This window comes from Brevibacterium casei CIP 102111, assembly GCF_900169275.1.
Classification (GTDB): domain Bacteria; phylum Actinomycetota; class Actinomycetes; order Actinomycetales; family Brevibacteriaceae; genus Brevibacterium; species Brevibacterium casei.
Map to the genome: position 1 here is coordinate 65,714 of NZ_FXZC01000005.1, position 26,472 is coordinate 92,185.

General features: G+C 67.9%; 22 protein-coding genes. 15 read left to right on the forward strand and 7 right to left on the reverse strand.

What is annotated here, in order from left to right; translation table 11 throughout:
• Positions 1 to 75: 75 nt before the first annotated feature.
• The 7 genes from BC102111_RS12575 to BC102111_RS12605 all read left to right on the forward strand — a co-directional run bounded on the left by BC102111_RS12575 (position 76) and on the right by BC102111_RS12605 (position 6,721).
• The gene (locus tag BC102111_RS12575; protein ID WP_095375625.1) at positions 76 to 861 is read left to right on the forward strand and encodes a Bax inhibitor-1/YccA family protein; all 786 of its coding nucleotides are present in this window, start codon (positions 76 to 78) and stop codon (positions 859 to 861) included.
• Between the two features lie 41 nt (positions 862 to 902).
• Positions 903 to 1,232 carry a hypothetical protein gene (locus BC102111_RS12580; RefSeq protein WP_095375626.1) on the forward strand — a complete coding sequence of 110 codons (330 nt, stop codon included), beginning with the start codon at positions 903 to 905 and terminating at the stop codon, positions 1,230 to 1,232.
• Between the two features lie 3 nt (positions 1,233 to 1,235).
• Complete coding sequence (locus BC102111_RS12585) at positions 1,236 to 2,882, forward strand: molybdopterin-dependent oxidoreductase (RefSeq protein WP_095375627.1); 1,647 nt, start codon at positions 1,236 to 1,238, stop codon at positions 2,880 to 2,882.
• 271 nt (positions 2,883 to 3,153) lie between these two features.
• A complete protein-coding gene (locus BC102111_RS12590) occupies positions 3,154 to 3,369 on the forward strand; it encodes a hypothetical protein (RefSeq protein ID WP_176472445.1) in 216 nt (71 codons plus the stop codon).
• Complete coding sequence (locus BC102111_RS12595; protein ID WP_009374575.1) at positions 3,366 to 4,904, forward strand: sodium/proline symporter; 1,539 nt, start codon at positions 3,366 to 3,368, stop codon at positions 4,902 to 4,904. Before BC102111_RS12590 ends, BC102111_RS12595 begins: the two co-directional genes overlap by 4 nt.
• Positions 4,897 to 5,478 (forward strand): hypothetical protein, encoded by a 582-nt coding sequence (locus tag BC102111_RS12600; protein WP_095375629.1) that lies wholly within the window; start codon positions 4,897 to 4,899, stop codon positions 5,476 to 5,478. The genes BC102111_RS12595 and BC102111_RS12600 overlap by 8 nt, the downstream gene beginning before the upstream one ends.
• 94 nt (positions 5,479 to 5,572) lie before the next feature.
• Positions 5,573 to 6,721 (forward strand): DUF8462 domain-containing protein, encoded by a 1,149-nt coding sequence (locus BC102111_RS12605; RefSeq protein WP_176472434.1) that lies wholly within the window; start codon positions 5,573 to 5,575, stop codon positions 6,719 to 6,721.
• Positions 6,722 to 6,784: 63 nt separating this feature from the next.
• On the opposite strand, the gene BC102111_RS12610 is transcribed toward BC102111_RS12605, so the two are convergent.
• Entirely contained in the window at positions 6,785 to 7,195 is a 411-nt protein-coding gene (locus BC102111_RS12610) for a VOC family protein (protein WP_009374580.1), read from the reverse strand.
• 18 nt (positions 7,196 to 7,213) lie between these two features.
• Between BC102111_RS12610 and BC102111_RS12615 the strand changes: the two genes are divergently transcribed.
• Positions 7,214 to 8,143 (forward strand): helix-turn-helix domain-containing protein, encoded by a 930-nt coding sequence (locus BC102111_RS12615; RefSeq protein ID WP_223289790.1) that lies wholly within the window; start codon positions 7,214 to 7,216, stop codon positions 8,141 to 8,143.
• Positions 8,144 to 8,217: 74 nt separating this feature from the next.
• Here BC102111_RS12615 and BC102111_RS12620 read toward each other — a convergent pair whose 3' ends face one another.
• The gene (locus BC102111_RS12620; RefSeq protein WP_095375632.1) at positions 8,218 to 8,817 is read right to left on the reverse strand and encodes a TetR/AcrR family transcriptional regulator; all 600 of its coding nucleotides are present in this window, start codon (positions 8,815 to 8,817) and stop codon (positions 8,218 to 8,220) included.
• Positions 8,818 to 8,944: 127 nt separating this feature from the next.
• On the opposite strand from BC102111_RS12620, the gene BC102111_RS12625 reads away from it, so the two are divergent.
• Positions 8,945 to 10,636 (forward strand): amidohydrolase, encoded by a 1,692-nt coding sequence (locus BC102111_RS12625; protein WP_095375633.1) that lies wholly within the window; start codon positions 8,945 to 8,947, stop codon positions 10,634 to 10,636.
• 38 nt (positions 10,637 to 10,674) lie between these two features.
• Positions 10,675 to 12,087: an APC family permease gene (locus tag BC102111_RS12630; protein ID WP_095375634.1), complete on the forward strand. Its 1,413-nt coding sequence runs from the start codon at positions 10,675 to 10,677 to the stop codon at positions 12,085 to 12,087.
• Here BC102111_RS12630 and mqo read toward each other — a convergent pair.
• Positions 12,044 to 13,612 carry a malate dehydrogenase (quinone) gene (gene mqo / locus BC102111_RS12635; RefSeq protein ID WP_095375769.1) on the reverse strand — a complete coding sequence of 523 codons (1,569 nt, stop codon included), beginning with the start codon at positions 13,610 to 13,612 and terminating at the stop codon, positions 12,044 to 12,046. The genes BC102111_RS12630 and mqo overlap by 44 nt on opposite strands.
• Positions 13,613 to 13,725: 113 nt before the next feature.
• On the opposite strand from mqo, the gene BC102111_RS12640 reads away from it, so the two are divergent.
• Positions 13,726 to 14,631 (forward strand): LysR substrate-binding domain-containing protein, encoded by a 906-nt coding sequence (locus tag BC102111_RS12640; protein WP_095375635.1) that lies wholly within the window; start codon positions 13,726 to 13,728, stop codon positions 14,629 to 14,631.
• On the opposite strand, the gene BC102111_RS12645 is transcribed toward BC102111_RS12640, so the two are convergent.
• Complete coding sequence (locus BC102111_RS12645) at positions 14,628 to 15,548, reverse strand: LysR family transcriptional regulator (RefSeq protein WP_063250222.1); 921 nt, start codon at positions 15,546 to 15,548, stop codon at positions 14,628 to 14,630. The genes BC102111_RS12640 and BC102111_RS12645 overlap by 4 nt on opposite strands.
• A 113-nt stretch (positions 15,549 to 15,661) precedes the next feature.
• On the opposite strand from BC102111_RS12645, the gene BC102111_RS12650 reads away from it, so the two are divergent.
• Positions 15,662 to 16,810, forward strand: coding sequence for a PrpF domain-containing protein (locus BC102111_RS12650; RefSeq protein ID WP_223289791.1), 1,149 nt, complete (start codon positions 15,662 to 15,664; stop codon positions 16,808 to 16,810).
• A gap of 87 nt (positions 16,811 to 16,897) precedes the next feature.
• The gene (locus tag BC102111_RS12655) at positions 16,898 to 18,295 is read left to right on the forward strand and encodes an SLC13 family permease (protein WP_095375636.1); all 1,398 of its coding nucleotides are present in this window, start codon (positions 16,898 to 16,900) and stop codon (positions 18,293 to 18,295) included.
• A gap of 87 nt (positions 18,296 to 18,382) precedes the next feature.
• On the opposite strand, the gene BC102111_RS12660 is transcribed toward BC102111_RS12655, so the two are convergent.
• From BC102111_RS12660 to BC102111_RS12670, 3 genes are all read right to left on the reverse strand, one after another.
• Positions 18,383 to 20,506 carry an iron ABC transporter permease gene (locus BC102111_RS12660; protein ID WP_095375637.1) on the reverse strand — a complete coding sequence of 708 codons (2,124 nt, stop codon included), beginning with the start codon at positions 20,504 to 20,506 and terminating at the stop codon, positions 18,383 to 18,385.
• A complete protein-coding gene (locus BC102111_RS12665) occupies positions 20,503 to 21,540 on the reverse strand; it encodes an ABC transporter substrate-binding protein (RefSeq protein WP_101624509.1) in 1,038 nt (345 codons plus the stop codon). Before BC102111_RS12665 ends, BC102111_RS12660 begins: the two co-directional genes overlap by 4 nt.
• A 71-nt stretch (positions 21,541 to 21,611) precedes the next feature.
• Positions 21,612 to 22,517 (reverse strand): ABC transporter ATP-binding protein, encoded by a 906-nt coding sequence (locus tag BC102111_RS12670; protein ID WP_176472435.1) that lies wholly within the window; start codon positions 22,515 to 22,517, stop codon positions 21,612 to 21,614.
• A 152-nt stretch (positions 22,518 to 22,669) separates the two neighbouring features.
• Here BC102111_RS12670 and BC102111_RS12675 point away from each other — a divergent pair, with 152 nt between their 5' ends.
• Together BC102111_RS12675 and BC102111_RS12680 are read left to right on the forward strand one after the other, a co-directional pair.
• Complete coding sequence (locus tag BC102111_RS12675) at positions 22,670 to 23,794, forward strand: metallophosphoesterase family protein (protein WP_095375640.1); 1,125 nt, start codon at positions 22,670 to 22,672, stop codon at positions 23,792 to 23,794.
• Positions 23,791 to 26,469 (forward strand): AAA family ATPase, encoded by a 2,679-nt coding sequence (locus tag BC102111_RS12680; RefSeq protein WP_095375641.1) that lies wholly within the window; start codon positions 23,791 to 23,793, stop codon positions 26,467 to 26,469. Before BC102111_RS12675 ends, BC102111_RS12680 begins: the two co-directional genes overlap by 4 nt.
• Positions 26,470 to 26,472 lie beyond the last annotated feature (3 nt).

Genomic DNA, 26,472 nt, shown 5'->3' on the forward strand with positions numbered 1-26,472 from the left:
TGTTCGATTCGCGCGACGACCGGTCTGCGCGACCCGCATACTCAGATCGAAAGGATCTCGACCGTGAGTAACCCCATGATGGACCGCACCATCAGAGAAGGCGTCCAGGCGGGACGCAACCAGCAGCCCGTCATGACCGACCAGCAGCTCAACGACCTCTTCAACCAGCCGGCAGCGGAGAACCGCAACACCGGCCGCCCCGTCGACGACCGGGCGATGACCTACGACGACGTCATGATGAAGACGGGTGTCCTCTTCGCCATCCTCCTCGCCGGCGCCGTCCTCGGCTGGTTCGTGCCCGTGCTCGCCTTCCCGGCGATGCTCATCGGCCTCGTCCTCGGCCTCGTCAACGCGTTCAAGCGCGAACCCAACAAGGGCCTCATCATCGGCTACGCCGCGTTCCAGGGAGTCTTCCTCGGCGGCATCTCGATGTTCTTCGAGACCCGGTACCCCGGCATCGTCCTTCAGGCGGTGCTCGCGACACTCTGCGTCTTCGGCGTCATGCTCGCCCTCTTCAAGTTCAAGGGCGTGCGCTACGGCTCGAAGATGATGAAGTTCATGATGATCGCCGTCGGCGGCTACGCGATCTTCTCGCTCATCAACTTCGGCTTCGCGATGTTCACCGGCACCGGTGGTGCCCGGTCGATCGAGGTCTTCGGCATGCCCCTCGGTGTCGTCATCGGCATCGTCGCCACCATCCTCGCCGCGATGACCCTCATCGCCGACTTCCAGATGGTCGAAGAGGGCGTCAAGCAGCGCATTCCCGAGAAGTACTCGTGGCTGTGCGCGTTCTCCCTCATGACCACCCTCGTCTGGCTCTACATCGAGATCCTGCGCCTCATCTCCTACTTCAGGAACTGACGCAGGGGCGTCGCAGTGCCTGCGGCGCCTATGATTGAGCCATGAACACGCAGACGGCGGACCTCGACACCGAGGTCCGCCGTCTGCGTGTGCGCATCATCGGGCTCACCTCCGCCCAGCTCGCCGCGCCAGGGGAGAAGTCGACGACGTCGCGTCGGGACTCCATCGCCGCGGCGCTCGCCGAGTTCTCAGCGATCGGCTCGAATGGTCGCGCGGTTCCCGATCTCGGAGACCAGAGTCTCGCCGACCAGGTCGTCGTCCTCATCGAGACCGGCAGACGGCGAGCAGAGATGCTCGATTCCGCATCGCGCGAACAGCTGCTCGGCCGCCTCCTCGACGCCGCAGTGGACCTGCGCCGGAGACTGGCGTAGGCCATGACCGATCGCCGACCCTTCGTCTTCGCGCTGGCCGGAGCGGTCGCCGCGCTGACCTACTTCGGCTCCTCGGAATTCCTCGCCGGGATCCTCTCGCTCACCTCGGCGCCGCTGCTCGTCCTCGGGCAGACGGTCATCCCGCTCGTGCCCACAGCCCTCATCAAAGCGGCCATCGCGCTCTTCGGGACGGGTGACAAACTCGCCCTCGTCATCACCATCGCCGTCGTCGGCGTCCTCCTCGGCGGTCTCATCGGGTGGCTCGGCGCGCACCATCGCAGCCTCTCCCTCATCCTCCTCATCGGGTTCGGAGCCCTGCCGGTCGTCCTGCAGCTCACCACCGGAGGGACGCTGGTCGGCGCGCTGCCTGCGCTCGTCGGGATCGGTCTCGGCTGTGCGACGTATCTCGGGTTGCTCCGCCTCGGCAGGGCGGACCACCGCACCGAACGGGTTTCTGTGCCTCCCGCCATGGTCCCGGCATCCGCGAAGACCGGTGGGCCCGCGGAGACCGTCGAGCGTACGGACACAGCCGAGGTTTCGGGGGCCGTCGAACAGGCGGACACGGCCGACGGTCCCGACCGGCGGCTGTTCCTCGGCATTGCCGCGGGGCTGAGCGCGATCGGGGTCGCGGCGATCGCGGCCGGACAGTCCGCAGCGGTCCTCGCGCGGAACGCGGCAGGTACGGTGGCGAACCTGGTGCTGCCACGACCGGCCGCCTCGGCGCCACCCATCCCCGCGGGAGCGGACCTCGAGATCGACGATCTCGCCCCGATCGTCACACCCAACGCGGACTTCTACCGGATCGACACTGCGCTCGTCCCACCCGCCGTCGACGCGGCGACGTGGTCGCTGCGGATCCACGGAATGGTCGAGCGGGAGGTGACGCTGACGATGGAGGAACTGCTCGCGCTGCCCCTCGAGGAGCACTACGTCACGCTCACCTGTGTGTCGAACGAGGTCGGCGGGGACCTCGTCGGCAACGCGAAGTGGCTCGGCTATCCGGTGCGCGAACTCCTCGCCCGGGCCCGGCCGAAGCAGGGGGCGGACATGGTGCTCTCGGGCTCCGACGACGGCTTCACCGCCTCGACGCCGCTCGAGTTGCTCACCGACGACCGCGCGGCGCTGCTCACCGTGGGGATGAACGGAAAGCCGCTGCCCCGCGACCACGGGTATCCCGCGCGCCTCGTCGTCCCCGGCCTCTACGGGTTCGTCTCGGCGACGAAGTGGGTGACGAGTCTCGAGGTCACCCGGTTCGCCGACAAGCAGGCGTACTGGACGACCCGGGGCTGGTCGACGCACGGGCCCGTGCTCGTCGCCTCCCGGGTCGACGTGCCGCGCGCCGGTGCCCGGGTGCCGGCGGGCAACGGGCAGGTCGTCACCGCGGGCATGGCCTGGGCCCAGCACACCGGGATCGGGCAGGTGCAGGTGCGTCTCGACAACGGCGATTGGCAGACGGCCGAGCTGAGCGAAGAGCTGAGCGTCGACACGTGGCGGCAGTGGCGGCACGTCTTCACCGACGTCGCACCCGGCAGCCACACGGTGACCGTGCGGGCCATCGACAAGGACGGCACCGTGCAGATCTCCGACCGCAGGCCCGCGATCCCCGGCAGTGCGACGGGCCTCCACGACCGCGACTTCACCGTCGAGTGAGAGCGGCGGGCCGCGGGCGGGCCTCTTGGCACCGACGCGGTGAACCGACAAAAACGCGGTTAGCACACCGCGTTTTTGTCGGTTCACCGCGTCGATGGCCGTCCTGCTACCGAAATCGTCGCCGAGGCAGTGGCGAAGCTTGCGGTCGGCCCCTCCGGCTTTCCCCGCCGCCTCGGCTGTATCCTCGGAGGGACAGCCCGACTCCGAAGCTGTCGAGCGGTACCCTGCCGGTCTGAGCGCTGGCGCTGAGAGTCACAGCGAGGTGATCTTCATGTTCGGCCTGCCGATGACCACGGTCGTCATCATCTTCGGCATCCCCGCCCTCTGGGTCCTCTACACCCTAGTCTTCGTCTTCCTCTCTCGACGCTGGTCGGCGGAGGATATCGACGACCCGGGCGCTGCCTCGGCGAGCGGATCCGTAACCGGCACAGACCCCACCGCCGGACATGACCGCAGCGTGGGACCGGAGAACGGGGGACGGCCATGAACATCGAGACGTGGTTCCTCATCATCTACTTCGTCGCGATGGCCGGCATCGGCGTGTGGACGATGCGGATCGGCTCGCAGGGGTCAGAGGGCTACCTCCTCGGCGGACGCAGCCTCGGCCCCGCGGTCACCGCGCTGCGCCTTCAGTCCTCGTCGATGTCGGGGTACATGTTCCTCGGCGCCGGGTCGCTCGGCTACACGCAGGGGTACTTCTCGCTGTGGTACGCGATGGGCGACATCGGCGGCGGGGTCCTCAACCTCTCGATCCTCGGCCGGCGGATGCGCAAGCTCTCCCAGATCCTCGGCTCGCTCACCTCGATCGGGTATCTCGAGCAGCGGTACCCGTCGAAGTGGATCCGGGCGATCGCCGCCCCGATCGCGCTCTTCTGCATCTTCTTCTACGTCATGAGCCAGTTCATCGCAGGAGGTCGCGGCCTCGAAATGGTCACTGGCATCCCGTACGCGTGGGCGCTGCTCGTCGCCGTCGGGGTCATCGTCTTCTACACGTTCCTCGGCGGCTATCTCGCCGTCGCCTACACCGACTTCGTCCAGGCGATCATCATGTGCATCGGCATGGTGTGGATCCTCATCGGCACCCTCCAGGCCGTCGGCGGGTGGACCGCCGGCAACGAGGCGGTCGGACAGATCAACCCGAACCTGCTGACCATGTGGGGTCCCGGAGGATTCGCCGACGTCCAGTGGGGCATCATCATCGGCGCCGTCCTCGTTTTCTCGATCGGCTACATGGGCTGGCCGCACGTCAACGTCAGCCACATGGCGATGCGGAAGCCGTCGGTGGCGAGGACGGCGAGCCTCTACGCCACCGGGTTCAACCTCCTCTTCATCCCAGCCCCGTACATCGTCGGGATCATGGCGCTCATCATCCTGCCCAGCCTCGACAATCCCGAGCTCGCGGTCTTCCAGGTCGCCGACACTGTCCTGCCCGACTTCGCCGTCGGCATCGTCATGGCCGGCATCATGGCGGCGATCATGTCCACCGCCGACGCCCTGCTCCTCCAGTCCGGGACGATCGCCAGCCAGGACCTCTTCCAGCGCTTCGTCCGCCCGACCATGAGCGACCGGCAGTCGGTGTGGGTTTCCCGCTTCACCGTCCTCCTCCTCGCGATCATCGGCTACGTCGTCGCCGTGGGCGACCCGCCCGCCGTCGCCGAGGTGGTCATCTTCTCCACGACCGTCCTAGGCGCCGCCTTCGTCCCCGTCTACATCGCCGCCGCCTGGTGGAAGAAGGCGAACGTGCCCGGTGCGATCGCCTCGATGCTGCTCGGCACCGTCTCCTCGGTGGGATGGCAACTCAGCGGGCTTGTCGACGTCACCGCGATCGACCCCATGGGAGTCGGCATCGTCGCCTCAACCCTGGGAATCATCGTCGTCTCCCTCGCCACCCAGAAGTCCCACCCCGTGCCTGCGCACATCGTCGCAGCCCTCGAGGAGACGGCGAAGATCGGTCCGATCCCCGCGCGCATGCTCACCGGACAGAACGACGCGCTCGCCTCCCAGGTGCCCAAGGATGTCTGAGCGCACGGGTCCCGACGCCGACCGCCGCCCCGCCGACCCGAGAAGGGAGTCGACCGTGGGGAGGTCGGAACAGCCCCCGGAGATCCTCCGGCTCACCCCGCACATCACCCCCGCCGAGGCGGTCGCCGTGTTCGGACGCAAGCTTCCCGACGCTGCCGCGGAGGCGACGGAGGCACTCCACCCGTTCTGGTGGGTCGCCCTCGACGTGGAGACGAGCGGTCCGCTCCATCGGGGGACCGCTGCGTCGCGAGCCAACGTCCTCGTCGACGCGGCGACGGGGAAGGCGTCGATCGCCGACTTCGCACCGCGGGGCCTCACCGTCGATTCCGCCCGGTGGACCGGTCCGGCGACTCCGGATGACGCGGTGGTCCAATCGGCACGGGCGCTCGTGCGGACGAAGGCGATCCGGACGTTCCGGCTCGGCATGAGCGTGCGCGTGCGACAGGCCGGACCCGTGCGCGGTGTCCTCAAACCCAATTGGCTCGTCCGCGGGGAGAACCATCAGCATGCGGCGACGATCCTCGTCGACGGACTCGACGGCTCGCACTACGTCGTCAGGGTCGAGAAGGCCTGAAGCGGCCAGTGAGTAAAGATAGATACGCCAAATACGGAAAATACGGTAATATACGGAGTGCGGTCACGAACTCCCGACGATGAGCAGGTCAGTCATGACGATCACCATCCCTCCCGCCTCGGCGAGCAGCGGCGAATCACCCTATCGCCCGGGGTTCGGGACGACGCCGCCCGTCGCCGTCGGACGCCAAGCTGAGGTCAACGCATTCGCCAGGGCGCTCGACCAGCGTGGGGGAGCGGGACGGACCGTGTTCGTCACCGGTCAGCGCGGAGTCGGCAAGACGGTGCTGCTCAACATCTTCGAGGACGTCGCCGAGTCGCGGCAGTGGCTCACGGTGCGCGAACAGGCCTCGCCCGGATTCGTCGGCAGGCTCACCGGGGCGAGGCTGCCTGAGGCGCTCGAGGCGCACGATGCCCATGAGACGACGAAGTCCAAGGTCGTCGGCATCACCCTGCCGGCAGGGGCCGGGGGACTGACGACTCGGACCGAGACGACGAGCGCCCTGCAGCCGGACTTCCGGCACCACCTGATGAAGGTGCTCGAACTCCTCGACGCGCACGGCACCGGGCTCGTCATCTCCCTCGACGAGGTCCACCGCTCGAACCTCGACGAGTTCCGCGCCGTCACCGATGCCGTCGCCTATGCTATGTCGCAGGAGGCGCCGCTCGCGTTCGTCGCCGCGGGCCTGCCGGCGAGCATCGACACTATCGTCAACGACGAGGTCTCGACCTTCCTCCGACGCGCGAGTCGGATCAACCTCGGCAGCTTCACTCCCGAGGAGACCGAGCTCGCCCTCCGCCTGCCGGCCGAGGAGTCGGGCAAGAGGTTCGACGCGCAGGCGCTCGCACTCGGCACCGAGGCCTCGCTCGGGTATCCGTACATGGTCCAGATCATCGGGGATCTGGCTTGGCGGGAGTCAGCCGACGCCGAGGTGATCACCGCCGACCACGTCGAGGCCATCATCGGCGAGGCCAAGGAGATTCTCATCCAACAGATCTACGAACCCACTCTGGCCGCCCTCACTCCGGGCGCCCGGCGCTATCTCAACGCGATGGCCGCCGACGACCGGATCTCTCACACCGGGGAGATCGCCGAACGGCTCGGGTCGAAGAAGCAGACGGCCAACGACTACCGGCGGATGCTGCTTGCGCACGGCGTCATCGAGTCTCCCGCCCACGGCCTCGTCCGCATCGTCATCCCGCACCTGCGCGACTACCTCCTCGAGCAGATTCGCGAGCACTGAGCCCGCGCCGACCGAGGGAGTCGGCAGAGCGGGCGGGCCGCCCCGGACCAGCGAAGTACCGACCTACTGCCAGTTCTTCGCGTCCGTGACGCAGAAGGGATGGCCGGCCGGGTCGATGAGGACCGTCCAGGTCTCGCCCGGCTGCGGTTCGGCGCGGGTGGCACCGAGTTCGACGCACCTGGCGACGGCGGTCTCGATGTCGTCGGCGGCGAGGTCGAGGTGGAACTGCTTGTGCCCGTCGTCGGGCCAGTCCGGTCGCTTGTAGTCGGGGATCGTTCCGATGCCCAGGGCGTGGCTCGGTCCCTTGAGCATCGCGTAGTTCTCGTCCGAGTAGACGATGGGCCAGCCGAGGACGGCGGTCCAGAACTTCCCGAGCTCGGCGGCGTCGGGAGCGTCGAGGGTGACCATCGCGAGGCTGGCCACCGGTGAGGTCGAAGAATCGGAGGAGGCTGTGTCTGTCTGTGTGTCGGTCATGTCTGCCATTCTTGTGTCATGGACGACGTCGCCGCTAGGAAAAACCCGCCAGGTGCGGAGGCCGGCGTCGGTGTCGCCGATCCCGGGCCGCCGGAGCACATGCTCGGTCGAGTGCTCCGGCCCAGTGAGTTGCTCGATCACGCGCGCTACCGCGTCGCCGATCCCGCCGAGGCGCTGCAGCCGTGGATCGAACGCTACTGGTCGGTGAGGTGGGACCTCGAGCCGGGGGAGCGCTACCGTGCGGCGACGGTGTCCGAACCCGCAGTCAATCTCACCGCCGAATGGGGCGATCTGCGCCGAGCCGGCATCACCGGCCCGGGACTGTGGGTGACGGGGCCGGTGACGCGCACGCGCTTCGACGTCGAGCTCTCCGGTGTCGGAGGCGTCGTCGGGGTGAAGTTCCGCCTCGGCGGGACGCGTGCGTTCACGACCGGGCGGCCCGCCGATATCCGCGACTCGACCGTCGCAGCGGAGCGGTGGTTCCCCGGGATCGACGCGGAGCTCGCCGTCCCGCATGACCTCGATTCCGCCGCCGAGGTGCTCGATCGTTGGCTGCTCTCCCAGGCACCGGAGATGACGACGGGGTACGAACGCGTGCGTCTGGCACTGGCGGCCATGTCCGATCGGGCGGTGACGAACCTGCGAGCACTCGCCGAGGCGGTCGCGATGAGCGAACGCGGCCTGCAGAGGCTCTTCCTCGACCACTGCGGGGTCGGGGTGAAGCGGATCCTCGTGCGCTCACGGGTCATCGACGCCGTCGCCGCCCTCGACCGCGGTTGGGACGGTTCGCTCGGGGACCTCGCGACCGGGTTGGGATGGTTCGACCAGTCCCATTTCACCGCCGACTTCCTCCGCGTCACCGGATACCGGCCCACCGAGTACCTGGCGCTGCGGAACCGAGCCCGAGCCGGCAGGAGCGGTTCGGATGCTCCAACAGTGGAACGGTGACTGCGACCGCGTTCCAGCGCCCAGTTCAGCCGCGATGTTCCTGCGTCAGTCCGGATTCTTCATACGCGAGAAGGTCAAGCGGGAGCCGCTCCGAGTCCGCTGGCCGCGGAGCGCATCGCGGCTTCGGCGTCCGCGACAGTGAGCAGGGAGTTGCCCGCAACGATGTGCAAACCGTAGGCATCTTCCAGTGCGACGAGATTGAGTGCGAGCTGCTCGATGCCGATGGCAGGGGAGAAGTCTCCTGAATCGGTGCCTGCGGTGAGGACCCTGCGATAGATGTCGAGCTGCCGGGTGAACATGTGTTCGACCATTTCGTCGTGAGCACTTGACGTGCCCGCGAGGACATCGAACTCATAGAGAAGCCGCATGAGCGCGTCGTCAGGACCGGTCGGCAGTCCTTCGCTGATCGCGGCGGAAAGCTGCCGACGGGGATCGTCGAGTGCAGCGATGACAGCTTCTCTGGCATCGCAGAATCGCTCGACGCCTGCGCGGTGCGTCTCGAGCAGCAGCGCATCGAGGTCATCGTAGTAGTAGAGGATCGCACCCCGAGTCAGGCCTGCTCGCCGTGCCACATCAGCGAGCGAGACCGATCTCAGACCGGTTTCGCCGACCGTCTTCAGCGTCGCCGAGATGAGCGCGTCACGCCGTTGGGATTGGTTCTTGGTCCGTGCCATGGGATGAGACTATCGCGTTCCGCTCTTGACATCGTCGGACCGCGGTGTGAGCCTGGAACCAATTCTTTGACACTAGCGTCAAAGAATAGAACTGACCGTGCAACGATGCATCGAAACGGGGCCGCACATGCTTGACCTTCTGCTCACCGACGCCAAAGTCCGCACCTTCGATCCGAATCTCCCCTGGGCGGAAGCCGTCGGGATTCTCGGTGGTCGAATCGCATTCGTCGGGGCAGCGGATGAGGCTCCGAAGGCGCGAGAGGTCAGGCATCTCGAAGGGCGGTTGCTCACGCCGGGCATCATCGACAGCCATAATCACCTGCTGCTCGGGTTCGACCCAGACGCCGTCAGCCTTGAGGGTGCAGAGACGCTGTCGGAGGTTCGCCGTCGAATTCGCGAACTCGCCTCGCAGCGTCCGGAGCTGTCGTGGGTGTGTGCCGAGAACGCTGTCTACTCAGTGGTGGAGAACCGACGACCCAACGCGGCCGACCTTGCCGGCCTCACGGACCGACCGATCTTCGTCACCACCTACGATCAGCACTCAGTATGGCTCAATGACGCCGCGTTGGCAGCGCTCGGAATCAGCGATGGGCGCGACATCGCGTGGGGAAACCCCGAGTTCGGATCCGACGGGCGCCCAACCGGTTGGGTCACCGACTTCTATACCTCGGCGATGACCAGCGCAGGACTCGAAGCGCTGCAACGCGACATTCCCATGTACTCGCCCGATCGGCGGTACCGAAAGCTGCTCGGAAGCCTCGAGATGGCGACACGGTCAGGCATCACCACCGTCGTCGAACCGCAGGTTCCTGTTGCGGAGATCGGGTTGTTCGAACGAGCACTGAGTGAGGACAGGCTCTCGTCGCGGGTCATCGCCGCTCTCTTCCACCCGGTCGGTGCCGCACCGGAATTTCGCCAGGACCTGAGAACCGCAGTCCACGATGCCCCACGAACTGACCGTCTCCGCTTCGGGCCGGTCAAGCTCTATGCCGATGATGTCATCGAGCCGCACACCGCGTGGATGCTGGACGACTACGCCAACCGGCCGGGCCACCGTGGACACCCCTCGGCACCGATCGGCGAACTGAGCAAGATCATCACGGAGCTCGACCGGCTCGGCTTCCAGACGCACACTCATGCCACTGGTGACGGAGGAGTCCGGCTCGCGCTCGACGCCATCGAAGCCGCCACGGTGGCCAATTCGACACAGGATCGTCGTCACGGAATCGTCCACGTCGAGTGCCTCCACTCAGACGATCTGTCTCGATTCGCGTCTCTTGGGGTGACAGCAGCGATGCAGCCGCGCCACGCCTCTCCCGATCTCATCGAGGGAACCTGGATGGAGAATGTCGGCGAGGCGAGATGGGACCGCGCCTGGAGAGTCCGGTCGCTCATGGATTCCGGTGCTCATGTCGCGCTCTCGAGCGACTGGCAGGTCGGGGAGATGGATCCGTTGGTCGGCATCTATTCTGCGCTCACCCGTGCAGGTCTCGACGGCAGGACGTCGTGGACGACTGCCGAGGCCATCACGCTCGATCGAGCGCTGGAAGGCTACACGCGGCAGGGCGCCTGGGCTTGGCATGAGGAGCAGAATCTCGGAGTGATCACGGTCGGGGCGAAGGCGGATCTGGTCAGCTGGTCTGCCGATCTCTACTCTCTCGATGCGGCGGGAATCCTTGAGCAGCGAGCCGACCTGACGATTGTCGGCGGCGCCATCGTCCACGACGCGGAGGGTCGATCCGCGTCCGATCTTCGCGTCGACGCCGCTGCCAAGACCCGAGGCAAGGAACTGAGCTGCTCTGGCCACGTACACGACTGACGAAGCTCCATCCGACGAATCATCTGGAAGGCAGAACAATGCGAACCGATTCAACGAAGAACCGTTCGACGAACGCCGAAGAGTACGAACCCGGTGAGAGGAAAGAGATTGAAGCAGACGGTGCCCGCAGACTGCGCAGACGCCTGCGACTGCGACACATCGTCTTCCTCGGACTCGCGTACATGGCCCCTTTGGCAGTGTTCGACACTTTCGGCATCGTTGCCGAAGCGACCGACGGACGTGTGCCCTTGGCATACATCATCATCTTCGCCGCGGTGGTCGTCACTGCGCTGAGCTACGCGAAGATGTCGAAGTACTATCCGCGAGCCGGATCCGCATATACCTACGCCCGGGAGACGATCAATCCTCACGTTGGATTCATGGTGGGGTGGGCCGCTACGCTCGACTACCTTCTGCTGCCGATGCTCAACGCTCTCCTCGCTGCGATCTACATGGGCGCTGTCCTGCCAGAGGTGCCGTCGTGGATCTGGGTGATCTCGACAATCGTGATCTGCACGATCCTCAACGTCGTCGGAGTCAAACTCGCGGCCCAGGTCAATGTCATCCTCGTCGTCGTTCAGCTCGTTGTCGCTGCCGCATTCGTCTTCTTCGCCGTCCGGAACATCATCGTGGGTGCTGGAGGAAGCGAGCTGAGTCTGATGCCCTTCGATCCCAGCGGAGTGCCGACCGGAGCCCTTCTGGGAGGCGCATCTCTGCTCGCTCTGTCGTTCCTCGGGTTCGATGCGGTGACCACGATGTCAGAGGAAGCGGTCAGACCCACGGTCGACATTCCTCGCGCGATCATTGTCATCGTCATCTCTGCCGGCGTGTTCTTCGTCGTGGTCACCTACACCATGCAGGTGCTCTTCCCTGATGTGTCGACGGTCGGTGACATCGTCGGTGCATCGCCGGAGATCGCGAAGTACATCGGTGGTGCGGCGTTCCAGGCGCTGTTCGTCGGCGGGTACATGTTCGCAGTCCTCGGCTGCGGGCTGACCCAACAGATGAGTGCGGCCCGCCTTCTCTACGCCATGGGACGAGACGGGACCTTGCCGGAGCGGGTGTTCGGACGGATCAATCGCAGGTCAGGAGTTCCTGTGGTCAATATCGTCATCATCGCCGTGCTCGCCTCCACGGCAATGTTCCTCGACCTGGAATCGGCGGCCTCGCTGATCAACTTCGGTGCCTACGTTGCCTTCGGAGCGGTCAACCTCTCGCTGATCCTGGCCACGTTCAAGTATCTGCGACCCGCAGGAAGAATCGGCGTGTGGGCAGGATATGTTCTTCCCGGAGTCGGCCTCGTCATCAATGTCGCCTTGTGGCTGAGTCTTGACGCGAACGCGAAGATCGTCGGTGTTGTCTGGGCCCTGGGTGGCTTCGTCTTCCTGCTTGTGCGCACCCGCGCCTTCAGAGTCTCGGCACCGACGATGGCCGAGCCGGAACTCGACTGAACGCTTCGGACTCTCCGGCGGCAGATGCTTCGTCTCGGCCGAGCCCGAGTGCTCGGTCAGTGCGGACCTCACTCGCCGCTACCGCCTCGGCGCTCCAGTCCTGCCGGGCGAGGTCGGGCACGGCGTCGATCATGCGCTCCTCCCAGGACCGACGCCACTGGGCTGGGAACGACCGCCGCAGCAGGTCGACCATGATCGGCACTGCGGTCGAGGCACCGGGGGAGGCGCCGAGGAGACCGGCGATCGATCCGTCGGCGGAGACGACGAGCTCGGTGCCCTGCTGCAGGACTCCGACCCGCTTCGGATCGGGGGTGACGAGCTGCGCCCTCTGGCCGGCGGGAATGAGCTCCCATTCGTTCGGTCGTGCATTCGGGTAGTACCTGCGCAGCTGTGCGAACTTCTTCGCTGGGCTCGCAGCGAGCTCGCCGATGAGGTAGCGGACGAGGCTGAGATTCTGCAGGCCCGCAGCGGCGACGACGTGGAGGTTGCCCGGTCGCAGGGTGGTGAAGAAGTCGCTGAGGCGACCGCGCTTGAGCAGCTTCGTGCTGAAGGTCGCGAACGGTCCGAAGAGGAGATGCTCCTCATCGTCGACGACACGCTTGTCGAGATGCGGCACCGACATCGGGGGAGCGCCGACATCGGCCTGCCCGTAGACCTTGGCATTGTGGCGTCTCACCACGGCGGGGACAGAACACCGGTAGAACGCGGCACCGACCGGCAGCACCGCATAGCCCTTGACCTCAGGAACACGGGCCTTCTGCAGCAGCCGCAGCGCGAAGCCGCCCGCGCCGACGAACACCGTTCCCGCCCGGATCGCGAACCGGCTGCCACCGGTCGCAGGCGTCTCGCCGATCGTCCCCGTGACCATCCAGCCGTCACCGTCTCGACTCAGACCGGTGACGGTGTGCCCCGTGAGCACCTCGCCCCCGCCTTCAGCGGTGATGACCGACGTCAATGCCCGGGTGAGGGCACCGAAGTCGACGTCCGTGCCACGGCGGACCCGAGAGGCCGCGACCGAGCCGTCGGGCCCTCTGCCCTCCATCGTCAGCGGTGCCCACGCGGCGATCTCCTCGGCATCCTCCGAGTACTCCATATCGGCGAAGAGCGGATCGGTCCGCAGCGTATCCACTCGCCGGCGCAAGTAGGCGACGTCGCGGTCGCTGAAGACGAGATTCATGTGCGCCGTGCGGTGGACGAACGTTGAGGGATTGATGAGTCCCGCCTCGGCGAGATGCGACCACCACTGTCGGCTGAGCTGGAACTGCCGGGCGATGGCGGCCGGCTTCGTCCCGTCGTTCGGATCGGGCATGTAGTTGAGTTCGCAGAACCCCGAGTGACCGGTGCCGGCGTTGTTCCAGGGGTCGCTGCTCTCGGAGGCGAGGTCGCCGGACTTCTCGAGCACGACGATCCGCCACGACGGTTCGAGGACGGCGAGCAACGACCCGAGGGTCGCTGACATGATGCCGCCGCCGATGAGCACGACATCGGCATAGGGGAGAGTCTCGGTTCGCGGTGTGCGGGGCATGGTGTCCTCCATGTCGGATGCAGGTCACGGGCGGGTGTTCCAGGCCCGTACCACCACGATCCTCCCGAGCGAATCATCCGTCCAATGAGTGGATCGATGAGTATGATCCGAATATGGATGAAAATCTCGACGCCCTCGTCCCGCATCTCAGGGCACTCGTCGAACTCGCCGATCAGGACGGTCATATGACCGACGCGGCCGCGGTCCTCGGCATCCCCCAATCGACGATGAGTCGACGCATTCACGGCCTCGAGGACCACCTCGGCGTCCCGATGGTCGTCCCGCGGGGGCGCACGGTCGGTCTCACTCAGCAGGCCAGGGACCTCGTCGCGGAGATCCGGGCTCCGCTGCGGGAGATCGGGATCGCGATCTCCGACCTCGCCGAGGCGGCCGATCCCGATCGCGGCGTCATCCGCTTCGGCTTCCCCCTGACGATGGGCGCCGGGGTCATCCCCGATCTTCTCGCCGCCTTCAGCGACGCCCATCCCGGGATCCGCCTCGACCTCAAACAGGCCCACGGCGCCGTCCTCGTCGACGACCTGCGGGCGGGTCTGCTCGACCTCGCGATCATCATCCCGCCGCCGACGGAGCTCGCGCACGAGGTCCTTGCACGTCAGACCGTCGTCGCGACGGTCCCGGCCGACCACCGGTTGGCCCGGCGCCGAATGATCTCCTTGGCCGAACTCGCCGACGAACGGTTCATCGCCAACCCCGAGCCGTACAACCTGCGCACCCTCACCGACGCGTGGTGCCTGGCCGCCGGATTCGTCCCCGAGGTGAAGACCGAGGTGACGGAGTTCTCGACGATCCGCGAATTCGTCAGTCGGGGCATGGGCATCGCCCTCATCCCGCGCAGCGTCCGCCCCATCGAGGGCCTCACCGAGGTGGAGCTGAAGGGAACGTACGTCCGGGAGATCGCGCTCGTCTCCGCCGTCCGCCGGCCCAGCCGGGTCGTCGCGCGGCTGCGCGACTACATCACCGAGGCGGCAGAGGAGTGGGGAGAGGGGTCTGCGTCCTAGCCCCGCCACTCCTTCGCCGCGCTCACGGTGCGGAAGGACCGGACGAGGGCGAGAGTGGCAGGGGATTGAACGCGTTCAGCGAGTTTGGCGAGGAGGATCCGCCGCGGTGCCGGATTGCCGCGGATCGCGACGACCCTGACGTCGGGTCCGTGCGCGCGCACCGCCAGCCGCGGGGCGACTGCGACGCCGAGACCTGCCGAGACCATGCCGAGCAGCTCCGGGTAGTCGTTGGCCTCGAAGACGATGTCCGGGTCGAACCCGGCATCCCGGCAGATCCGCTCGAGCACTGAGGCGACCGGGTGCGAGGATCGGGTGATCCATCGGTCGTCGGCGACCTCCTCGAGATCGACGATGCGTCGGCGCGCCAGACGGTGCCCGGCCGGCAGCAGGAGCATCGTCGGCTCCTTGAGCAGTGTGGTCTGCACGGGGATGTCCTGTCCGATCGGCGCCCACGGATAGTCCCAGAGTGTCGCGAGGTCGACCTCCCGGCGCTCGAGTGCCTCCCCGATGCGGTCGAGGCGGTAGCTGCGCACGGTGACCTCGACATCGGGGTGGAGGTCATGGAAGTGGAGGAGGACCTTCGGCATCACCGAGGCGGCGAAGGTCGGGAACGTCGCGATCCGCACTTCGCCGCGGTCGAGCTGTGCGAAGGCCTCCATGTCGTTGCAGGCGGCTGCGAGTGCGTTGTCGATCGTCATCGCGTGCGCGGCGAGCTTGAGACCCGCATCGGTCAGGCGCATCCCCTTCGGGTGCCGGACGACGAGCGGAAGGCCGACTTCGCGTTCGAGCTTGCTCATCTGCTGCGACACCGCCGAGGTGGAGAGCGCGAGCTCATCGGCGGCCGCGGAGAGGCTGCCTGTCCGAAACACGAGAAGCAGGAGGAGGAGTCGATCGACGCTGTACGGCGCTGAACTCATGGTTTAAGCATAGCTTAGATCGAGGTAACAAAGTGTTGATTGAACTTAATCATGCTGCGTGACACCGTGAATCGAAAGCCGCATCACCGCGGCGTCGGATTCAGGAGACACACGTGAACGGTCAACTCCACGGACAGTGGTATCGGGGCGGCACATCGAAGTGCTGGCTCTTCATGGGCGATGAGATGCCCGCGGATCGAGCCCAGATCGCGACCGCCCTCGCGGCGGCCTTCGGGTCGGGCGACGACCGGCAGCTCAATGGGGTCGGGGGTGCCTCCTCGACGACGTCGAAGGCGGCGATCATCTCGCCCTCGGCGATCCCGGGCATCGACATCAGCTATCTCTTCGCCCAGGTCGGGATCGGGCAGACCGCGGTCGAGTTCACGTCGAACTGCGGCAACTGCGCCTCGGCCGTCGCGCTCTTCGCGATCCAGAACGGGCTCGTCCGTGCTGGCGGAGACGTAACCGAGGTGAGGATGATCAACGAGAACACCCGATCCGTCCTCGTCGCCGAGGTGGCCACCCCTGGCCGGGCGATCCCCACCGACGGCGACGAGACGATCCCCGGCAGCGCCATGCCCGGGGTGCCCGTCAACGTCTTCTTCGAGAACGTCGACGGCACCTCGACCGGGGAGCTTCTGCCCACGGGTGCGGCGACGACGGTGCTCAGTGCCGCCGGGCGCACGGTCACCGTGAGCGCCATCGACGCCGGAGCTCCCGCATGCTTCGTCTCCGCAGCCGACCTCGGGATGACCGGCAGCGACACCCTTCCCGAGGTGCGCCTGCGCCTGCCCGAACTCCTCGCCATCCGCGAGTCGGCGTCCCAGGCGATGGGGCTGACCCTGCCCGGCGAGGACCCCAGCCCCGCCGTTCCGAAGGTCGGCATCATCGGTCCTGCCGAGGACTTCACGACGACGACGGGAGAGCGGGTCGCCGCCGCCTCCTACGACCTCTCGGTGCGGATGGTCTCGATGTTCGACCCGCACCCGGCGATCGGCCTCACCGCGGCGATCGCCCTCGCCCGGGCGGCATTCGTCGACGGCAGCCTCGTCCGCTCACTCATCGGCCCGGACCGACTCCTCTCGCGCGGCGGCGAGGTGAGCATCCGCATCGGCACTCCCGCCGGGGTCATCACCTGCGAAGTGCAGCTCGACCCCGCCGGCGACGTCGCCCGACTCGGGGTCAGGCGCGTGGCCAGGCGCATCGCCGCCGCCGACATCGATCTTCCGCACGCCGACACCGCACTGCAGCTCGTCGGCTGACCCCACCCGCTCGGTCATCGGACCGGACGGCACCACGCACCCGCAATCAGAGACAATCACACTGACAATGAAGTTGGAGGACCTCCCATGACCCTCGTCCAGATTCTCATCCTGGTGGTACTGGTGGTGATGTTCATCGCCGCCACAAAGTGGCCGATCAACATCGGCATCATGGGGTTCGTCGGAGCGTTCCTCTTCGGCACCTTCGTCTTCGGCATGGACGACAAGGAGATCCTCGAGGAGTTCCCCGCGAGCATCGTCCTCACCATCGTCGGAGTGACGTTCTTCTTCAGCATGGCCCAGCGCAACGGGACCATCAAGATGCTCGTCGACCTCGCCGTGCGCGCCGTGCGCGGACGCCTCGGCATCGTCCCGTGGATCTTCTTCGTCATCGCCTCGATCCTCACCTCCCTCGGCACGTTCTCCCCGGCGGCCGTCGCCCTGCTGGCTCCCGCAGCGATGGGCTTCAGTGCCGCCTCGGGCTACAGCGGCGTGGTCATGGGCGCGATGATCATCAACGGCGCCCACGCCGGAGCGTTCTCACCGATCTCCGTCTCGGGCATCATCGTCCGCGACATCGCCGCGGAGAACGGCTTCGACATCGACCAGGGCGCCCTCTTCGCCGCCTCGTATGCGATCAACGTCATCGTCACGATCCTCACCGTCGCCGTGATGCGGGTCTTCGGTCGTCTGCGCACCACACCGGAACCCGAGGCCGTGGATGAGGACGACGGCCCCACCGAGGCGACACCCTCGAGCGGTGCGGGCGCGCCCGCGGGCCGCCTCGGCGGGACGGCGGCCCCCGCGGGCACCGGGACGTCGTGGGGCAAGGGCGGAACGACACTCGCGGACCCGGCACCCGCCTCGGCGCCGGTGGGACGCTCCGTCCTCACCCCGCAGGTGTGGCTGACGCTCTCCCTCATCGCGGTCATGGTCATCGGTGCGGTCGGCTTCGAGCTGCCGATCGGGTTCCTCGGTCTCACCTGCGGTCTCGTCCTCGCGTTCACCTCGATGAAGCACTCGGACACGTTCGTCTCGGGGATCTCGTGGTCGACGGTGCTCCTCGTCTCGGGCATGATCGTCTACATCTCCCTGCTCACGAAGGCGGGCGTCATCGATTCGCTCTCGACGATGGCCGTCTCGATCGGCATCCCGCTCCTCGTCGCCGTCGTCCTCTGCTACGTCATCGGCATCAGCTCCGCCTTCGCCTCGTCGACGGCGCTGCTCACCGCGTTCATCCCGCTCTCGATCCCGTTGCTCGAGCAGAGCGAGCTCAGCGCGACCGCGGTCATGGCCGCACTCGCGATCTCGGCGACGATCGTCGACGTCTCCCCGTTCTCGACGAACGGCGCCCTCATCATCGCCAACGCGAAGGGCAGTGCGGCGAAGACGATCTGGCGCGACCTCATCATCTACGGTGCGATCGTCGTTCTCCTCGCCCCGCTTCTCACGTGGCTGCTCCTCGTCGTCTCGGGCATCATGTGACGACGTGACAGACGCGGGTGGGCCCCTCCGAACGGAGGGGCCCACCCGTTGTCATGTGCCGGCCGTCCTCGCCGAGGCGGTCGTCCCCTAGGCCCGTGACCGCGCGAGCAGCCACACGAAGTAGGGAGCGCCGATGAGGGCGACGATGAGGCCGGCGGGGATCTGTGCGGGGGCGATGACGGTGCGCCCGAGGGCGTCGGCGACGACGAGCCCGAGGCCGCCGAGGAGCATCGCGACGGGGATGACCCGGGAATGGCGGCTGCCGACGAGGGCGCGGGCCGCGTGCGGGGCGACGAGCCCGACGAAGCCGACGACGCCGACCGCGGAGACGCTCACCGCTGCCAGGACGGCCGCGGTGATGAGCACACCGAGGCGGACGGGTTCGCGGGCGACTCCGACGAGCCTCGGCGTGTCGTCGTCGAGGGCGAGGAGGTCGAGCTCCCGACTCCACACCGCGGCGAGCGGGATGGCGATGACGAGGACGAGGACGACGGGTGCGACATCGGCCCACACGCGCCCGTACGTCGACCCGGACAGCCACGTGAAGATCGCCGGGGTGTCCCACGGATTCGCGCGGATGAGGAAGAGCGTGGTCAGAGCCGTGAAGCCGTACCACAGGCCGATGCCGATGAGGACGAGGCGGTCGGTGTTCATCCCGCCCCGCCACGACAGGCCGTAGACGATCGCGAAGGCGACGAGTGCCCCGATGATGCCGACGGTGGAGATGAGGACGACCGTGGCGCCGGGAACGAGGGTGACGACGATGACGGCGCCGAGCCCGGCCCCGCCGGTGATGCCGAGAAGCCCGGGCTCGGCGAGCGGATTGCGCGCACTGGCCTGGACGAACGTGCCCGAGAGGGCGAGCGCGGCACCGGCGAGGAGGGCAGCGGCGACCCGCGGTGCCCGGGAGTCGAAGGCGAAGCCGATCACCGGGGCCGCCTGATCGCGCAGCCACAGGGCGACGTCGCCGAGGAGGTAGAACCGTTCCCCGGTGAGCAGGGCGAGGACGGTGGCGACGAGGATGCCGACGGTGAGGGCAGTGATGACGAGCGCGGCGCGACGGCCACCGTGCACCGTGCTCCGCGCTGCCGAGGTCGGCTGTGCCGGACCCGTGGTGCGCATCCGGCGGGCGAGCAGGACGAGGATGATCGCGCCGAGGATGGTCGTCGTCACCCCGGACGGCAGGGTGATCGCGGCCGTGGCTCCGACGATCGCGCGGAGCACGGCGTCGGCGAGGACGACGATGATCGCCCCGATGAGTGCGGTCGCGGGGATCATCACGACATGTTTGGCGAGCACCGGGACGAACCGCGCGAGCAGGCGGGTGATCACCGGCGCGGCGAGGCCGACGAAGCCGATCGGCCCGGCCAGCGTCACTGCGGTGGCGGTGAGGAGGACAGCGAGGATGACGCCGATGGCCCGCGTCGAGCGGATCGGAACGCCGAGCACCGCAGCCGTGTCGTCGCCGAGGCTGAGCAGATCGAGGCGGCGGGCGAGCAGGAGGGCCGCTGCGACGATGACGGCGATGACCGGGGCGCTGCGCAGGGCTGCCGAGCCGTCGAGCTGATTGAGAGTGCCGGAGCCCCAGGAGAAGAGGCTCGTCGTCTCCTCGGCGAAGAGGATGAGCAGCGTCGACGTGCCCGCCTGCAGGGCCAGCGCCGTGGCGGTGCCGGCGAGGACGAGCCTCGTCGTCGACGCCGCGGCCCCGCCGGCGAGTCCGAGGACGAGCGCGGCGGCGAGGAGGCCGCCGGCGAACGCGACACCACCGGAGGCCCACACCGGGACGGCGAGCCCGAAGGCGGTGACGAGGGTGACGGCGAAGTAGGCCCCGCCGGTGACCGCGAGCGTGTCCGGGGAGGCGAGCGGGTTGCGGGCCAGCGATTGGAAGAGGGCGCCGGCGACGCCGAGGGAGATGCCGACGAGGACGGCGGCACTCACGCGCGGCAGCCGCGATCCGATGAGGATGTCGCGGACACTGGGACCCGCCTCGGCGCGGGAGGCGGCACCGGTGAGCGCTCCGAGGAGGTCGCGCAGACCGATCCCCGAGGTGCCCTGCGTGATGTGCCACGCCGAGAGCACGAGGAGGACGACGGCGAGACCGACGAGGACCCCGGTGGCCGTGAGCGCACCGAGGAGGCCGACGCCCCGGGACGGCGCCGCGGCACCGTCCCGGACGTCGGTCTCAGCGGCGTCGGTGGACGTCTGGGTCACTTCGTCAGGGCGCCGACGTAGGCGTCGAGGGCCTGTGCGGAGGACTTCGGGCCGCCGAAGGTCCAGATGCCGGCAGGGAACGGTGTGGCCCTGTCCTCCTTGACGGCGGGGATGTTCGCCCAGATGTCGTTCTTCTTCAGCAGTTCGACGTAGTCCTCGGACTCGGGATCCTCGGTGCCGGTGTAGTAGAAGTTCGCGTCGCCGACCTTGGAGAGGCCCTCAATGTCGGTCTGGCCGAGCCCGTAGGCGGGGTCGACCTCACCGGTCCAGACGTTGGTCAGCCCGATCGTCTCCCCGAGCTCACCGATGAGCGAGCCCTGACCGAAGGGTCGGATGGCGACGTTCGAGCCGTTGACCCAGCCGTCGAAGTAGACGAAGTCCGTCGTTTCGGGCTTCGCATCGGCGATGGCCTGCTTCGACTCCTCGACCTTCGCGTCGAAGTCCTCGAGCACCGTCTGAGCGCGTTCGCTGCGTCCCGTGGCCTGGGCGACGAGGGAGAACGTGTCCTTCATATAGGCGATCGGATCCTTCGCATCGGCGCCGGTCATGACCATGACGGGCACGCCCTGGTCTTCGATCTGCTGGATGACCTTGTCGTCGCGCGATTCCTTCTCGATGATGACGAGGTCGGGGTTCGCCGAGAGGATCGACTCGACGTTGGGCTCCTGACGGGTGCCGACGTCGGTCGTCGTCTCCGGCAGCTTCTCAGCGGTGTCCCACGCGGTGTAGCCCTTGACGTCGGCGGCGGCGACCGGGTCGACGCAGAGGGAGAGCAGGTCCTCGGTGTACTGCCATTCGAGGGAGACGACCTTCGCCGCGGGCTTGTCGAGTTCGATGGTCGTGCCCGTGTCGTCGGTGACCGAGACCGGGTCCGTCGAGGTCGCGGTCTGGTCGTCGGCGCACGACGCCGAGGTCGACTTCTGTGCGGCGTCATCCGCCGAGGCGTCGGTGTCGGTGGTCCCGCACGCGGAGAGTGCGAGGGCGCAGATCGCGCTCGCCGAGGCGAGGGCGAAGGTGCGTGGCAGTGTGGCCATGGGTGGGTCTTCCTTCTCGTGGGCGCACTCCGGGGACGAGTGCCGGCTGTGACAGGGCGGGGGAGAGCGATTCAGGGGGCGGGGGTGACCGCGGTCGGCTGCGCCGATGATCGCTGCGATCGGGGCGCGGCGGGTCGGCGCCGTCGGCGCGGCAGAGCCTCGACGCGCACGAGGCCTGTGTCCTCGTCGGTGGTGACGGTGATCGGCAGGCCGTAGACCTCGGTGAGCATCTCGGCGGTGAACACCTCTTCGCAGGTCCCGACCGCGCGCGCTCGTCCCGCATCGAGGAGGATGACGTGGTCGGCGACGGCGGCGGCGTGGCCGAGGTCGTGGAGGACGACCCCGATCGCCGTGTCGTGGTCGTCGGCGAGTTCGCGCATGAGGTCGAGGATCTCGGCCTGGTAGCGCAGGTCGAGGTGGTTGGTCGGTTCGTCGAGGAGGAGGACCCCGGTGTCCTGGGCCAGGCAGGTGGCCAGCCACACGCGCTGGAGTTCCCCGCCGGAGAGCTGGTCGACGGGACGCTCGGCCATGTGCGCGGTGCCGGTGAGGGCAAGCGCCTTGTCGATCGCCGCGTGGTCGGTCTCGGTGAGCGCGGCGAAGCGCTTGCGGTGCGGGTGCCTGCCGTAGACGACGACGTCGTGGACGCTCACCCCTGAGGGGTGCGGGCGCGACTGCGAGAGCAGGGTGACGACCGTGGCGAACTCCCGCGAGGACAGCGCCGAGGACGGTGTCGTCGACCCGCCCGCCGTGATCGAGACGGCACCTGAGTCGATGGGGTGGAGGCGGGCCAGGGACCGCAGGACGGTCGACTTGCCGCTGCCGTTGGGCCCGACGAGCGCAGTGACCCGTCCGGAGGCGATCGAGAGCGAGACGTCGTCGACGACCGTACGGCGTTCGTAGCCGAGACGGAGGCGGGCCGCGTTGAGCGTCGCCCCGTCGTGCGCATCGAGGACGGACGGCTGCGTCTGAGCTGTCATCTTCACAATTGCATAGCCTAACCTAAGTTCCTGGGCGGCGGCGCGAATCGACCGCAATCCGCGCAGATATGGCGAGCATCACAGGCCGTGTCCGTGCCGACTCGTACTCTGGGGCCCATACATAGGATGGTGACGACGTGAGGAGGGCACCGATGAGATTCATCGCCACCGGAGACTGGCAGCTGGGCATGACCGCGCACTTCCTCAGCGCCGAGGCCAGGCCCCGCTTCCACCGGGCCAGGCTCGACGCGATCCGCCGGATCGGGGAGCTCGCCGAGGAGCGGGGCGCGGAGTTCGTCCTCGTCTGCGGGGACGTCTTCGAGTCGAACCAGCTCGATCGTGCGATCGTCTCCCGGACCTTCGAGGTCCTCTCAGCCTTCACCGTGCCTGTCGTCCTCCTGCCGGGCAATCACGATCCGCTCGATGCCGCGTCGATCTACGACTCCCCGGCCTTCACGTCCCGGCAGCCAGAGCACGTCCGGGTTCTCCGCGACTCCGCTCCCGTCGAGGTGGTGCCGGGCACCGAGGTCGTCGGAGCTCCGTGGTTCTCGAAGCGCCCCCTCCACGACCTCGTCGCGGCCGCCACGGATCACCTCGCAGAGGTGGCTCCCGGCCGGATCCGCATCATCGCCGGACACGGGGCGGTGAGCAGCCTCGATCCCGACCGGGAGTCAGTGGCGACGATCGACGAGGCGCATCTGCGCCGCGTCCTCGACGCGGACCGCGCGCAGTTCGTCGCCCTCGGCGACAGGCACGCGACCTTCGAGGTCGCCGAGCGCATCTGGTATCCGGGCGCGCCCGAAGTGACCTCGCGGCGCGAGGACGATCCGGGCAACGTCCTCGTCGTCGACATCGACCCACAGACCCATGCTCTCGATGTCGAGAAGGTAGCGGTGGGCCAGTGGTCGTTCGTCGTCGTCGAGGAGGACATCGACTCTGCTGAAGACGTCACCGCGCTCGAGTCCCGGCTTGCGGCGATCGCCGACAAGGACCGCACCGCGCTCTGGCTCATCCTCCGCGGCACCCTCTCGACGGCGGCCAAGGCGAGGCTCGACGAGATCCTCGACCACGCGGGGGACCTCTTCGCCCTCGTCTCCCTGTGGGAGCGGCACACCGACGTGGCCGTCATCGCCGCCGATGAGGACTTCGCCGGTCTCGGGCTGAGCGGGTACCTCCAGGAGTCCCTCGACGACCTCGCCGAGCGGGCCGCCGGCGACGACGCCGCCGCACAGGATGCCCTGGGCCTCCTCTACCGATTCGCGAGGAGCGGGACATGAGACTGCATTCGATCCGCCTGCAGAACTACCGCGGCATTGTCGATGCCACCGTCGACTTCGCCGACGGGGTGACCATCGTCGAGGGTCCCAACGAAGTGGGGAAGTCCTCGATCCACGAGGCGATCGCCCACCTGCGAGAGGACAAATCGAGTTCGAAGAAGGCGAGCGTCAAGGACACTCAGCCGATCGGCGTCGACGAAGGACCCGAGGTCTCCCTTCACCTCACGACCGGCGACATCGAGCTCAGATATGCGAAGCGGTGGCTGCGCGGACAGTACACCACTCTGGAGATCCTCCGGCCGCGCCCCGAGCAGCTGAGCGGAGACGAGGCCCACGAGCGTTTCCTCTCCGTCCTCGCCGACACCGTCGACGTCGACCTCCTCGTCGCCCTCGATGTCGCGCAGGGCGAGAGCCTCGCCCAGGCTCCGATGGCGCAGATCAGCGCGCTCCAGTCCGCGCTCAGCGAGACCGGGGCGGAGGTCGCCGATCACGATGCGTTCCTCGACCGGGTCGAGGAGGAGTACCTGAAGTACTTCACGAAGTCGGGCAGGCCGACGGGGGAGTACCGGGACATCGGCGCCGAGGTCACGGCGGCCCAGGAGGCCCACCGTGAGCTCACCGTGCGCAGCACGGAGATGGACGACCTCGTCGAGAGGCATGCTCGGGCCTCTGCCCGACTCGAGTCCGTGCGCGAGCAGCTGACTGCCGCAGTCGCGGACAAGGATGCCGCTGAGGAGGAGTTCGCGGCGCTGAACGCACTCAAGTCCGCGCTCACCGACGCCGAGCAGCGCGCCGAGGCGATCGCCCGCGACGTCTCGCTGGCCGAGGAAGCGCGGAAGCGACGGACTGCCCTCGTCGACGATGCCGATGCTGCGGCACAGACGGTGATCACCGCGAGCGAGCGTGCCCACGACCTCGAGACTTCGCAGGCGGAGAAGGACGAGTCCTTCGCGCAGGCACAGCGTGAGGTCACCGCTGCCCGTGAGGTGCTCGAGGCGGCTCGGGCGGAGGCCAAGCGTACGGCGCAGCGTCTCTCCCGGACACGGGCGCGCGGTGACTATGCCGACCTCCGGCGTCGCCTCGGTGAGATCCGGGTGCAGGAGGAGCGGCGGGCCACTGCTGCGGCGACGGTGCGGTCGATCGCCGTCACCGCCGCCGATGTCGACCGTCTCATCTCGCTTGAGACCGACGTGCGCATCGCCGAGAGCGCGAAGACCTCCGCTGCGGCGCAGATCGTCGCCCGCCGCCTCGGTGAGACTCCGGTCCGCATCGAGGGCGCGGAGCTCGAAGAGACGAGTGAGACCGAGCTCGCCGTGGTCAGCGATGTGCGCATCGTCGTCGACGGGGTCGCCGACATCACCGTGCGCCCCGGCGCCTCCCCGGTCGAACTCGACCGGGCGCTCGAGGCCGCGCAGTCGGCGCTTTCGGCAGAGCTCGAGCGCCTGCAGGTCGATTCGGTCGCTCAGGCACGGGAGCGGGCACACCGCCGCGCGGACGCCGAGGCTGAGGCAGCGGAGGCCGTATCGACGCTGACAGCCCTGCTCGGAGCGGACGGGCGCGAGGACCTCGAAGCGGCGTTCGCGCGGGCCGAGGCGCTCATCGCCGGCAGCGGAGACGACCGGGAGTCCGGTGACGAAGCATCGGGCAACGAAGAGTCGGCGGACGGCGCGCGGACGGACGGCGCGGGCAACGACGACGATTCTGCTGAGACGGTCGCCGATCTCGAAACGGCTCTTGCCGACGCTGACACGGCCGTCGATGATGCCCAGGCGCACATGGACGAGGCGACTGCGCGACTCGAGACCGCGCGAGCGAACCGCGACGACGCTCGCGTCGAGACCGTCCGCGCGCAGACCACCCTGCAGGAGGCGCGGACGCAGGCCGAACGTCTGGAGAAGGCGCTCGCCGAGGCCAGGGCGGCAGAGTCGGACGAAGCGCTCGGGTCGGCGGTGAGTGCCGCGACCGAACAGGCACGTGCTGCCGAGGCGCGAGTGGCCGAGGCCCGGTCCGCCTATGACGCCGCCGATCCGCAGACGCTGGAGATGAAGGTCAACAACGTCCGGCAGCTCGTCGTGAGCAAGGAGGCGCAGCGGGAGAAGGAACGGCAGGAGGTCGATCGACTCACCGCGCTCATTGACGACCGGGCCGGTGAGGGCATCTACGAGAAGCTCACGAGCGCCGAGGAAGCACTCGAGACAGCGCAGAGGAGACGAGCTCGTCTCGAGCGCAGTGCGCGGGCGATCGATCTGCTCCGCTCGACGGTGCTCGCGCATCGCGATGAGGCCCAACGGAAGTACGTCGCGCCGTTCAAGGCGCAGATCGAGCGTCTCGGGCGACCGATCTTCGGTCCCGATCTCTCGGTCGAGGTGTCCGAGGATCTCGCGATAGCCTCACGGACACTCGACGGGACAACGGTGCCGTTCGAATCGCTCTCGGGCGGAACTCGGGAGCAGTTGGCCCTCATCGGTCGGCTCGCCGTCGCCGCCCTCGTCGACCCGTCGGCGGGTGCCCCGGTCATCCTCGACGATGCCTTCGGCTTCGCCGACCCCGAGCGCTTGGTCGCCCTCAACGTCGTTCTCGGCACCATCGGCGAGTCCGCGCAGGTCATCCTGCTCACCTGTCAGCCCGAGCGCTTCGCCTCCGTCGGCGGTGCGACCACCGTGAGCTTGGGATAGCTG

What these genes read in the sequence shown, in the direction of transcription:
- BC102111_RS12575 (WP_095375625.1), top strand. Translation starts at nt 76, where the DNA reads ATGATGGACCGCACCATCAGAGAAGGCGTCCAGGCGGGACGCAACCAG.
- BC102111_RS12580 (WP_095375626.1), top strand. Translation starts at nt 903, where the DNA reads ATGAACACGCAGACGGCGGACCTCGACACCGAGGTCCGCCGTCTGCGT.
- BC102111_RS12585 (WP_095375627.1), top strand. Translation starts at nt 1,236, where the DNA reads ATGACCGATCGCCGACCCTTCGTCTTCGCGCTGGCCGGAGCGGTCGCC.
- BC102111_RS12590 (WP_176472445.1), top strand. Translation starts at nt 3,154, where the DNA reads ATGTTCGGCCTGCCGATGACCACGGTCGTCATCATCTTCGGCATCCCC.
- BC102111_RS12595 (WP_009374575.1), top strand. Translation starts at nt 3,366, where the DNA reads ATGAACATCGAGACGTGGTTCCTCATCATCTACTTCGTCGCGATGGCC.
- BC102111_RS12600 (WP_095375629.1), top strand. Translation starts at nt 4,897, where the DNA reads ATGTCTGAGCGCACGGGTCCCGACGCCGACCGCCGCCCCGCCGACCCG.
- BC102111_RS12605 (WP_176472434.1), top strand. Translation starts at nt 5,573, where the DNA reads ATGACGATCACCATCCCTCCCGCCTCGGCGAGCAGCGGCGAATCACCC.
- BC102111_RS12610 (WP_009374580.1), bottom strand. Translation starts at nt 7,195, where the DNA reads ATGACCGACACACAGACAGACACAGCCTCCTCCGATTCTTCGACCTCA.
- BC102111_RS12615 (WP_223289790.1), top strand. Translation starts at nt 7,214, where the DNA reads ATGGACGACGTCGCCGCTAGGAAAAACCCGCCAGGTGCGGAGGCCGGC.
- BC102111_RS12620 (WP_095375632.1), bottom strand. Translation starts at nt 8,817, where the DNA reads ATGGCACGGACCAAGAACCAATCCCAACGGCGTGACGCGCTCATCTCG.
- BC102111_RS12625 (WP_095375633.1), top strand. Translation starts at nt 8,945, where the DNA reads ATGCTTGACCTTCTGCTCACCGACGCCAAAGTCCGCACCTTCGATCCG.
- BC102111_RS12630 (WP_095375634.1), top strand. Translation starts at nt 10,675, where the DNA reads ATGCGAACCGATTCAACGAAGAACCGTTCGACGAACGCCGAAGAGTAC.
- mqo (WP_095375769.1), bottom strand. Translation starts at nt 13,612, where the DNA reads ATGCCCCGCACACCGCGAACCGAGACTCTCCCCTATGCCGATGTCGTG.
- BC102111_RS12640 (WP_095375635.1), top strand. Translation starts at nt 13,726, where the DNA reads ATGGATGAAAATCTCGACGCCCTCGTCCCGCATCTCAGGGCACTCGTC.
- BC102111_RS12645 (WP_063250222.1), bottom strand. Translation starts at nt 15,548, where the DNA reads ATGAGTTCAGCGCCGTACAGCGTCGATCGACTCCTCCTCCTGCTTCTC.
- BC102111_RS12655 (WP_095375636.1), top strand. Translation starts at nt 16,898, where the DNA reads ATGACCCTCGTCCAGATTCTCATCCTGGTGGTACTGGTGGTGATGTTC.
- BC102111_RS12665 (WP_101624509.1), bottom strand. Translation starts at nt 21,540, where the DNA reads ATGGCCACACTGCCACGCACCTTCGCCCTCGCCTCGGCGAGCGCGATC.
- BC102111_RS12670 (WP_176472435.1), bottom strand. Translation starts at nt 22,517, where the DNA reads ATGACAGCTCAGACGCAGCCGTCCGTCCTCGATGCGCACGACGGGGCG.
- BC102111_RS12675 (WP_095375640.1), top strand. Translation starts at nt 22,670, where the DNA reads ATGAGATTCATCGCCACCGGAGACTGGCAGCTGGGCATGACCGCGCAC.
- BC102111_RS12680 (WP_095375641.1), top strand. Translation starts at nt 23,791, where the DNA reads ATGAGACTGCATTCGATCCGCCTGCAGAACTACCGCGGCATTGTCGAT.